Below are 9,606 nucleotides of genomic sequence, written 5' to 3' on the forward strand. Positions count from 1 at the left end.
CTGTCGCCGCGACAACCGCCGTAGTTTAACGAATAACCACACCAGATAACATATAACCGGAAGGGTTATAAGCAGGACGAGTGTACCTGCCGGGTGCAAATGTTAGTTTCCACCTTTCAGCAGACGCATCATATCTTCCTGCTTTTCGTCTTCCTCTTCGTCTTCTTCATCATCGTAGGACAGACCCAGCTTTTGCATCAGTTCATCAATGCGGTCCAGTTTGGCGTCCACCCAGGACTGCTCTTCGGCGGTCAGGGTTTCACCCTCTTCAAGACGTTCCAGCAGCGCGTCCAGGCGCTCATCGTTCTCCAGCATATCCAGCTCAGCCTGCGGTGAAAGCATAGGTTTCTCGCTCTTTGGTTTGTGCTGCTTAGTGACCGGCGTGTCTGTCACGCCCAGTGGAATGGGAGTTTTACTGCCGATACGAGGATCTTTCTGCTGTTTGCCTTTTGCAGAAGCGCCTGCGGCACCGCCACCGTTAGCACGGCTACCCGAAGCATGGCCACGGTGTTTTTTATCGCGTTTGCGATCGCGCGCTTCCTGATTCAGTTCTTCGCGCGTTTTGCGGCGTGCTTTTGCAGGGCGTTTCGCGCCCGCAGCGGAGGTCGGTTTTTTCATGATGTTTTATCTTTAAGTCGTTTTCTTCAGTATAGAATTGCGGCGAAATCTAGCAGAAAGCAAGCAAAGAAAAAAGGCGACAGAGCAATCTGTCGCCTTTTTTCCTGACTCACAACCCTTAACGGGTCAGACATTCCGTGTTTGCCTACAACAAACCCTGTTTATCCCTTGGCTACTACCGTCCGTGATACGGTTCCGTTTCCTGTTAAAAACGCCTCCAGGCGCCGGTCGTCCTGACAATCCTGAGTCTTCGCCTCCTGGCGCTCCTGACCCTTATCCTTAAGTCGTTATCCTGCTGGCATCCTCGCCTTGACGCACACTTTACCTTGTTCTCTTAAACTAACAAGCAACGAAAAGGTACTAAACCGGATTTTCAGATAATTACTCATTATTAACTCTTTGAATTTTAATGTTTTGATTCTTTTAGCGCCTGCGATTTCTCTGAAATTTCTCATACGCATAAAGGCAGATCTCTCACACGCCGCAGGGTCTTTACTTACAGGTCAATGACGATGGGAAAAGCCTTTTGCCCGCATTCAGGTATAATCCCCCGCAGATTACGATTTTTGGAGACGACCACGTGACTACCTGGAACTACCAACAGACGCATTTTGTCACCAGTGCGCCCGATATTCGCCACCTGCCCTCAGACACAGGGATTGAAGTGGCATTTGCTGGCCGCTCCAATGCGGGAAAATCCAGCGCCCTGAATACGCTGACCAATCAGAAAAACCTAGCGCGTACCTCAAAAACACCTGGCCGTACTCAGCTGATTAACCTGTTTGAAGTGGCTGAAGGCAAACGCCTGGTCGACTTACCGGGCTACGGTTACGCGCAGGTACCGGAAGAGATGAAGATCAAATGGCAGCGTGCGCTGGGTGAATACCTGGAAAAACGCATGTGTCTGAAAGGCCTGGTGGTGCTGATGGATATTCGCCACCCGCTAAAAGATCTCGACCAGCAGATGATTGACTGGGCGGTGGCAAGCGATATTGCAGTGCTGGTGCTGCTGACAAAAGCGGATAAGCTGGCGAGCGGCGCGCGCAAGGCGCAGGTGAACAAGGTTCGTGAGGCGGTGCTGGCATTCAACGGTGATGTGCAGGTTGAACCGTTCTCTTCGCTGAAAAAGCAGGGCGTGGACAAACTGCGGCAGAAGCTCGACAGCTGGTTTAACGACCTGGAACCGGCGACAGAAGCGGAAGCAGAGTAACAACAGGCGCGGCGATGACCGCGTTTTTTCGCCCGAAACTTTCCTTGCCGCAATAAAAAACGCCCCAGTCATTACTGACTGGGGCGGCTAAAATATTCAGCCAAATCCGATTACGTGAAGTAAAAGGTCTGAAAGATAGAACATCTTACCTCTGTACCCTACATCGTTAACTCTACTCTTTTTTTATCGCTGGAAAAAGCACTTTTTGTAGTTTTTTTTCATTCTTTACATAGGGAATTCTAATGATCGTCACAAAATGCGCGTTCTTATGTTGCTTACTTACATAAAACGCGCGTTGTTCCGTGAACCTTTAGTGAGCCTGATCCCAGTTTTCGCCGCTGCCTACTTCCACCAGCAACGGAACGTCCAGCTTCATGCTGTTTTCCATCAGTTCATGGATTTTCTGTGAGACCGTATCCAGGTCGTCTTTATGAACTTCAAATACCAGTTCATCGTGTACCTGCATGATCATTTTTACGCGCGGTTTCTCTTTTTCCAGCCAGGCATCAACGGCGATCATCGCACGTTTAATGATGTCTGCGGCCGTGCCCTGCATCGGGGCGTTGATCGCAGCACGTTCAGCACCCGCGCGGCGCGCGGCGTTGCTGGATTTGATGTCCGGAAGGTAGAGACGACGGCCGTCCAGCGTTTCAACGTAGCCTTTCTCTTTCGCCTGCGCGCGGGTGCGCTCCATATATTCCAGCACGCCCGGATACCGCTCGAAGTAGAGATCCATATACTTCTGCGACTCTTTACGCGGAATGTTGAGCTGACGTGACAGGCCAAAGGCGCTCATACCGTAAATCAGACCAAAGTTGATCGCTTTTGCGCTACGACGCTGTTCGTTCGTCACGCTCTCGAGCGGCAGCCCAAACACTTCGGCAGCGGTTGCCCGGTGGATGTCTTTCCCTTCGGCAAACGCCGTCAGCAGGCCTTTATCACGCGACAGGTGCGCCATAATGCGCAGTTCGATTTGCGAGTAGTCTGCGGAAACAATCAGATAATCCTCTGGCGCAATGAAAGCCTGGCGAATACGGCGGCCCTCTTCATTACGCACCGGAATGTTCTGGAGGTTAGGATCGGTTGATGAAAGGCGCCCGGTCGCCGCCACAGCCTGATGATAAGAGGTGTGTACGCGGCCCGTTTTCGGATTGATCATCAGCGGCAGTTTGTCGGTATAGGTCGATTTCAGCTTCGCCAGACCACGGTATTGCAGAATAACTTTTGGCAGCGGATAGTCCAGCGCCAGCTCTTCCAGCACCTCTTCAGAGGTTGAAGGAGCGCCACCCGGGGTTTTCTTCAGCGGCTTGATACCCTGTTTTTCAAACAGGATGGTTTGCAGCTGTTTCGGGGACGACAGGTTGAACGCCTCGCCCGCCAGCTCATGCGCTTTCTGTTCCAGCTCGGTCAGTCGCTGCGCCAGCTCGCCAGAGTGGTTATGCAGCACGGTTGGGTCGATTTTAACGCCGTTACGCTCAATGCGGGACAGCACCGGCACCAGCGGCATCTCAATGTTCTGGAACACATTCAGCGGCCCTTCGTGCTTCTGCAATTTTGGCCACATTTTTAGGTGCAGCTGTAGCGTGACGTCAGCGTCTTCCGCGGCGTAGCGGCCAGCTTCTTCCAGCGCAATCTGGTTAAAGGTCAGCTGATTTTTACCCTTACCGGCAATTTCTTCAAAAGTGATGGTTTTGTGCTTCAGCCAACGGTCAGATAAGGAGTCCATATCGTGGCGGCCCGCCACGCTGTCCAGAATGTAGGATTCCAGCATGGTGTCAAAAGCGATACCACGTAGCTCAATGCCGTAGTTTTGCAGAATACCGCGGTCGTACTTCAGGTTTTGCCCCACCTTCAGCGCGTTCTCGTCTTCCAGAATCGGCTTCAGCAGTTCTAAGGCACGCTCGCGGGAGATTTGCTCCGGCGCATCCAGATAGTCATGCGCTACTGGAACATAGGCTGCAATACCCGGCTCCGTTGCGAAGGACAGGCCCACCATATTGGCAGAAATGTTATCGAGGCTGTCCGTTTCGGTATCGAAAGCAAACACGGGTGCTTTTTTCAGCTTTTCAATCCAGGCGACGAGCTGTGATTCCTCAAGGAGGGTTTCATAGTTGTCGAAGGAGAGCGCTGCCGCCTCTTCTTCTTCCTGCTCTTCAGCATCAACGACGAGGGTCTCTTTCGGCTTCGCCGCAGGTTTTGCCCCTTTCGCCTGAAGCCATTTCCCGGCTTCGACATCCGTGGTCCAGCGTTTGAATTCGTATTTTCTGAACAGGCCAAGCAGCTCGTCTGCGGCGGGTTCCTGCACTTCAAGCTGCTCGCAGGTAAGCTCCAGCTCTACGTCGGTTTTGATGGTGGCCAGCTGATAGGAGAGATAAGCCACCTCTTTGTTATCGGCGAGCTTTCCGGCCATGGTTTTTGCGCCACGGAAGGTAAGCCCGGCAATTTTGTCGGACTCTGCGTACAGCGTATCCAGCCCACCCAGCCCTTGCAGCAGCGCCTGAGCCGTTTTTTCGCCCACGCCCGGCACGCCAGGAATGTTATCTGAGGAATCCCCCATCAGGGCGAGGAAATCAATAATGAGTTCTGGCGGCACGCCATATTTGGCGACAACTTCTTCCGGGCCAAGAATGGTATTGGTCATGGTGTTGATCAGCGTGATCCCCGGCGTTACCAGCTGCGCCATGTCTTTATCACCGGTGCTGATCAGGACCGCGCGGCCGGCTTTTTCCGCTTCGCGCGCCAGAGTACCTATTACGTCATCAGCTTCAACACCTGAGACCGCCAGTAATGGCAGCCCCATCGCTTTCACCATAGCGTGCAGCGGTTCAATCTGCGCACGCAGATCGTCAGGCATGGGAGGACGGTGAGATTTGTAATGCTCAAATAATTCATCGCGGAAGGTTTTACCCTTCGCATCAAATACCACGGCCGCATGGGTTGGGTGATATTGCAGAATGAGGCTGCGCAGCATATTCAGCACGCCGTACATTGCGCCGGTAGGTTCCCCTGCGCTGTTGGTCAGAGGAGGAAACGCATGATACGCCCGATACAGGTAAGAAGAGCCATCGACGAGTATAAGTGGGTTTTCTGGGATCTGAACCATAATGTCCGTGCCTGTTATGAATTTATGGGTAAAGGATGCCACAGAAGGATGAAAACATCAGGTTTTAGCGCTTTATACAGGAAAAGATTTTGCGATCGTGAAGATCGCTCGCAAAATCAAACTGTGGATAAGTTTGTGCATATTTTTAATACAGGTGAATAACAGTTCAATAAAGCTGATGAGGAAAACTTATTTATTCAAGAAAAACAATCGGTTGAATTGAGATCGCTTAAGATCCCTTCCCACTGGTGGTTATTTAGTCTATGTGGATATAAGCCTTAAGCACCGTGTCTATATAGAGAATTTTGCTGCATAGCAGGAAAAGCAGCAGCCTCTTCGTGTGAAAGCGCCCTGGTCTGGGCGTATTTCTGATAAGATCGGCGCCCAGCACCGGATAGCCGGCTGCTCAATTACAGCTAACTATCTGAAAATATTCATTATGTCGAGACTACTCGCTGCGATAACATTATTGCTAAGCGTCATTTTAACTATTCTGGTTACCATCGCCTGTTCTGTGCCAATCATCGTTGCCGGAATAATTAAGCTCCTGCTGCCCGTCCCTCCGGTATGGCGCGCAGTGTCTGCTTTTTGTAATTTTATGATGTACTGCTGGTGTGAAGGGCTGGCGATCCTGTTGTGTCTGAACCCCTGGCTGAAGTGGGATGTTCAGGGCCTGGAGAAGCTGAACAAAAAGCACTGGTATCTGCTGATCTGCAATCACCACAGCTGGGCCGATATCGTTGTATTGTGTGTGCTGTTTCGCAAACACATTCCGATGAATAAGTACTTCCTGAAGCAGCAGCTGGCCTGGGTGCCCTTCATTGGTTTGGCCTGCTGGGCGTTGGATATGCCGTTTATGAAACGCTATTCTCGCAGCTATTTAATTCGTCATCCGGAACGACGCGGTAAGGATGTGGAAACCACACGCCGTTCTTGCGAGAAGTTTCGCGCGCATCCCACCACCATCGTTAACTTCGTCGAAGGGTCACGCTTTACCGAAGAGAAGCGACAGCAGACGCGCTCTCCCTATCAGAATCTATTGCCGCCAAAGGCCGCGGGTATCGCGATGGCGCTCAACGTGCTGGGCGAGCAGTTTGATAAGTTGCTGAACGTAACGCTCTGCTATCCGGAAAACGACAGGAGGCCGTTCTACGATATGCTCAGCGGCAGGCTGACACGTATCGTAGTCCGCGTTGATCTGGTGCCCGTAGACAAGGCGCTGCACGGTGATTACGTAAACGATAAGAACTTCAAACGTCGTTTCCAGCTTTGGCTTAATACACTCTGGAAAGAGAAAGACGAACAGATAGCGAAGATGAAATCTTCATACAAAAACGCCGGTCAATGACCGGCGTTTTTCTTTATGTTTGTTACTTTTTCTCAACCAGGTGTTTCACGGTATCAGCGTACTGTTGTACGAAGATATCCATGCTGGTCGTGTCCATACCACGCATATTCACCTGGTATTTGCCGTTAACATACATCGCCGGCACGCCCTGCAACTGGAAGTCCGCGGCAGCTTTTTCCTGCTGTGCCACGAGAGATTTCACCACAAAGCTGTTCCAGGCTGCGTCGTAGTCTTCACCTTTCACGCCGGCATCCACGAATACTTTACGGATATCTGCCGTGGTCTGTACGGTCTGGGTTTTCTGTACCGCTTCAAACATAGGCGCGGTGATCTTATCTTCCACACCGAGCGCGATCGCCACCGCCCACGCCTGAGTCAGGTCTTTACCCAATGGGCCAAGGAACTCAACGTGGTATTTCGTCATTTTGGTGCCTTCCGGCAGCTTTTTCTTCACGTTGTCAGAAACATGAAGCACCTGCTCAAACTCGTAGCAGTGCGGGCAGTAGAAGGAGAAGAACTCCAGCACCTGAGGCTCGCCAGCAACAGGCTTGTCCAGCGTAATGTACTGCTTGCCGTCGGTAAACTGCGCAGCAGTTGCGCTAAATGCCAGAATCATACCAGCCAGCGCCAGCCAAATTTTTTTCATGATTAACTCTCTCCTGAGTGTGTCCAATTAATACATCGGCGTTAATTGCAAAGGGGGTTCCTGAAGAACCTTAACCTGCTCGGTAAATGTGGATATCTGGCTGCGCCAGTAATCCTCCCCGGTAAGCCAGGGGAAATTTCGGGGAAAAGCCGGATCTTCCCAACGCCTGATTAACCACGCGAGATAATAAACAAATCGCATCGCACGTAAAGGCTCTATCAAGGCAATTTCATCTGAATTAAAGGGGCTAAATTCTTCATAAGCTTCAATTATGGTCTCAAGCTGCATGCGCTGCTCGGCTTTATCACCGTTGAGCAGCATCCACAAATCCTGAACCGCAGGCCCCATACGTGCGTCATCGAGATCGACAAACAGGGGGCCATCACGCCAGAGAATATTCCCGGCGTGGCAATCACCGTGCAGGCGCAGAGCGGTAATATCATCCCGCCAGCAGGTTTTTACCGCATCAATAAGCTTATCGGTCGCCGTAAGAAATTTATCCTTAAGCGCCTTCGGGATCAGCGCCGATGTTTCGAATACCTGTCGCGGCTCAATAAGGTATTCCTGAACACCAATCATCGGACGGGCAACAAACGGTTTTTTGCGTCCCGTCTGATGAATGCGCCCCAGATAGCGGGCGACCCATTCCATCTGATCGATATTATCCGCCTCAAACTGTCTTCCGCCCAGGCTCGGAAATATCGCGTAGTAAAAGCCCTGATGGCTCAGCAGCGTTTGGTTATTGAATTTGATCGGTGCCGCAACGGGAACATCTTCAGCCAGCAGATCGTGGGCAAACCGATGCTCTTCCTGAATTTGTTCTGCGGACCAGCGCTGCGGACGGTAGAACTTTACGACAAAGCGCTGGCGCTCTTCGTCCTGGAATTGATAGACGCGGTTTTCGTAGCTGTTTAAAGGGGTTAACCCGGAATCCACCCGAATACCCTGCTCGAACAGCGCATCCACAATGGTATCCGGGTGTAATGTCTGGAAAGTAAAAGCCTGGTCGTTCATCCGATCATCCGGAAATTATACGAATGATTCAGGATATCATCTTGTGGCGATTTCGGTGGCTCCGCTTACAAGCTTTTACTCTTTAATTACGCCTCGGGCGCGCAGTAATGCGGTTTTAAAATCCTCTTCATAATCTTTCTGAATGCCAGGGATTACAGCATCTTTAGCCGAGTCACGCATTTTGAGGTGGTAGATCAGGATGTCGTCAGAAAGGTCTGCCAGTTCACCATCAAAACCTGACTCTTTCGCCAGTTTCTGTAAAAATTGCATCAGATTCAGCTCTGGCTCTTTTTGCCAGGCCGGCTGGAGAAGCTCAATGACTTCATTAAGACGTTTACATTTCATGGTAGTGCTCCTTTCATTTAGAGAGACACGTTAGCAGGGTCAATCCCACAATAAAAGAGGCGATATTCGTGAATCAATGCCAGCAAATCATCGGGGTCGTTCTGGCCGGGGGCCGGGCAACACGAATGGGCGGAAAAGATAAGGGTCTTCAGCTCCTGAACAATACCCCCTTATGGCAGCATGTTGCTGATACGCTGGCAAATCAGGTGTCGTCGATGGCGATCAGCGCTAACCGGCATATCGATATTTATCAGCGCAGTGGATATCCGGTTTATCAGGATAACCTGGTGGACTACCCCGGCCCGCTGGCGGGAATGCTTTCCGTTATGCAGCAGTCACACGGAGAGTGGTTTCTCTTTTGTTCATGTGATACACCCTTCATCCCGTCCTGTCTGGCTGAACGTCTGGCGGAGCGGCGCGATGGTGCTCCCGTCGTCTGGGTGCATGATGGTGAACGCGACCATCCAACGATCGCATTGATTCACCGCGCGTTAATCCCCGCACTGGACGCTTATCTGGCTTCAGGAGAGCGACGCGTAATGGTATTTATGCGCCAGTCAGGGGGGCACGCCGTTGATTTTAGCGACATGAAATCGGCGTTTGTGAATGTAAACACGACGGAAGATTTGCAGATGATGCAGGAGAAGAAATGATACCCGTTTTAGCGATCTCTGCCTGGAGCGGCACCGGGAAAACTACGCTGCTAAAAAAACTGATACCTGCACTTTGCGCTAAAGGCATTCGTTCCGGACTGATTAAGCACACGCACCATAACATGGACGTCGATAAGCCGGGGAAAGATAGCTATGAGCTGCGTAAGGCTGGCGCGGCACAAACGATGGTGGCGAGTCACCAGCGCTGGGCGTTAATGACAGAAACACCGGATGAAGCACCGCTGGATCTCGCTTATCTTGTCAGCCGGATGAATCACTCCACGCTGGATCTGGTGCTGGTTGAGGGGTTCAAGCACGAGGCTGTTGCGAAGATCCTGCTGTTCAGAAGCGATGCGGGGCATAACGTAAGTGAGTTAACGCTGGATGAGCATGTTATTGCCGTAGCCAGTGACGTTGCGTTGTCGCTGGACGTACCGGTTCTGGATTTGAATAACGTGGATGTGATTGCAGAGTTTATTGTGGAGTGGTGTGCAGTCTGAGATCTGCCAGGTGACGGCTTCGCCTTACCAGGCCTACTTTTTTTCGACGTATAAACGCAAAAAGGCCATCCTTGCGGATGGCCTTTTCACTTGTTTGATGCCTGGCAGTTCCCTACTCTCACATGGGGAGACCCCACACTACCATCGGCGCTACGGCGTTTCACTTCTG

The 9,606-nt window shown here is 51.4% G+C and carries 9 protein-coding genes and 1 pseudogene; 4 read left to right on the forward strand and 6 right to left on the reverse strand.

From position 1 onward, the window contains the following. Positions 1-102: 102 nt before the first annotated feature. Both yihI and IM300_RS22860 read right to left on the reverse strand, forming a co-directional pair. Positions 103-618, reverse strand: a complete 516-nt coding sequence (gene yihI / locus IM300_RS17545; protein ID WP_006808729.1) for a Der GTPase-activating protein YihI — start codon at positions 616-618, stop codon at positions 103-105. A gap of 194 nt (positions 619-812) precedes the next feature. After that, positions 813-899 (reverse strand): annotated as a pseudogene (locus IM300_RS22860) (hypothetical protein); the annotation flags it as partial. 299 nt (positions 900-1,198) lie between these two features. On the opposite strand from IM300_RS22860, the gene yihA reads away from it, so the two are divergent. Further along, a complete protein-coding gene (gene yihA / locus IM300_RS17550) occupies positions 1,199-1,828 on the forward strand; it encodes a ribosome biogenesis GTP-binding protein YihA/YsxC (RefSeq protein WP_003861913.1) in 630 nt (209 codons plus the stop codon). Positions 1,829-2,138: 310 nt separating this feature from the next. Here the strand turns inward: yihA and polA are convergent, their stop codons facing one another. Then, positions 2,139-4,931, reverse strand: a complete 2,793-nt coding sequence (polA, locus tag IM300_RS17555) for a DNA polymerase I (RefSeq protein ID WP_193037591.1) — start codon at positions 4,929-4,931, stop codon at positions 2,139-2,141. A gap of 439 nt (positions 4,932-5,370) precedes the next feature. Between polA and IM300_RS17560 the strand changes: the two genes are divergently transcribed. Beyond that, complete coding sequence (locus IM300_RS17560) at positions 5,371-6,279, forward strand: acyltransferase (protein ID WP_193037593.1); 909 nt, start codon at positions 5,371-5,373, stop codon at positions 6,277-6,279. Positions 6,280-6,301: 22 nt separating this feature from the next. Here IM300_RS17560 and dsbA read toward each other — a convergent pair whose 3' ends face one another. The 3 genes from dsbA to IM300_RS17575 all read right to left on the reverse strand — a co-directional run bounded on the left by dsbA (position 6,302) and on the right by IM300_RS17575 (position 8,284). After that, the gene (dsbA, locus tag IM300_RS17565; protein WP_063449666.1) at positions 6,302-6,925 is read right to left on the reverse strand and encodes a thiol:disulfide interchange protein DsbA; all 624 of its coding nucleotides are present in this window, start codon (positions 6,923-6,925) and stop codon (positions 6,302-6,304) included. A 27-nt stretch (positions 6,926-6,952) separates the two neighbouring features. After that, on the reverse strand, positions 6,953-7,939 hold the full coding sequence (locus IM300_RS17570) for a serine/threonine protein kinase (RefSeq protein ID WP_193037595.1): 987 nt from the start codon (positions 7,937-7,939) through the stop codon (positions 6,953-6,955). Positions 7,940-8,014: 75 nt separating this feature from the next. Continuing rightward, entirely contained in the window at positions 8,015-8,284 is a 270-nt protein-coding gene (locus IM300_RS17575; protein ID WP_003861904.1) for a YihD family protein, read from the reverse strand. A 68-nt stretch (positions 8,285-8,352) separates the two neighbouring features. Here IM300_RS17575 and mobA point away from each other — a divergent pair, with 68 nt between their 5' ends. Further along, a complete protein-coding gene (gene mobA / locus IM300_RS17580) occupies positions 8,353-8,937 on the forward strand; it encodes a molybdenum cofactor guanylyltransferase MobA (protein WP_193037597.1) in 585 nt (194 codons plus the stop codon). Next, positions 8,934-9,437 carry a molybdopterin-guanine dinucleotide biosynthesis protein MobB gene (gene mobB / locus IM300_RS17585; RefSeq protein WP_193037599.1) on the forward strand — a complete coding sequence of 168 codons (504 nt, stop codon included), beginning with the start codon at positions 8,934-8,936 and terminating at the stop codon, positions 9,435-9,437. Before mobA ends, mobB begins: the two co-directional genes overlap by 4 nt. The last annotated feature ends 169 nt before the right edge of the window (positions 9,438-9,606 follow it).

This window comes from Enterobacter cloacae complex sp. I2 (assembly GCF_014896205.1).
GTDB lineage: Bacteria > Pseudomonadota > Gammaproteobacteria > Enterobacterales > Enterobacteriaceae > Enterobacter > Enterobacter quasihormaechei.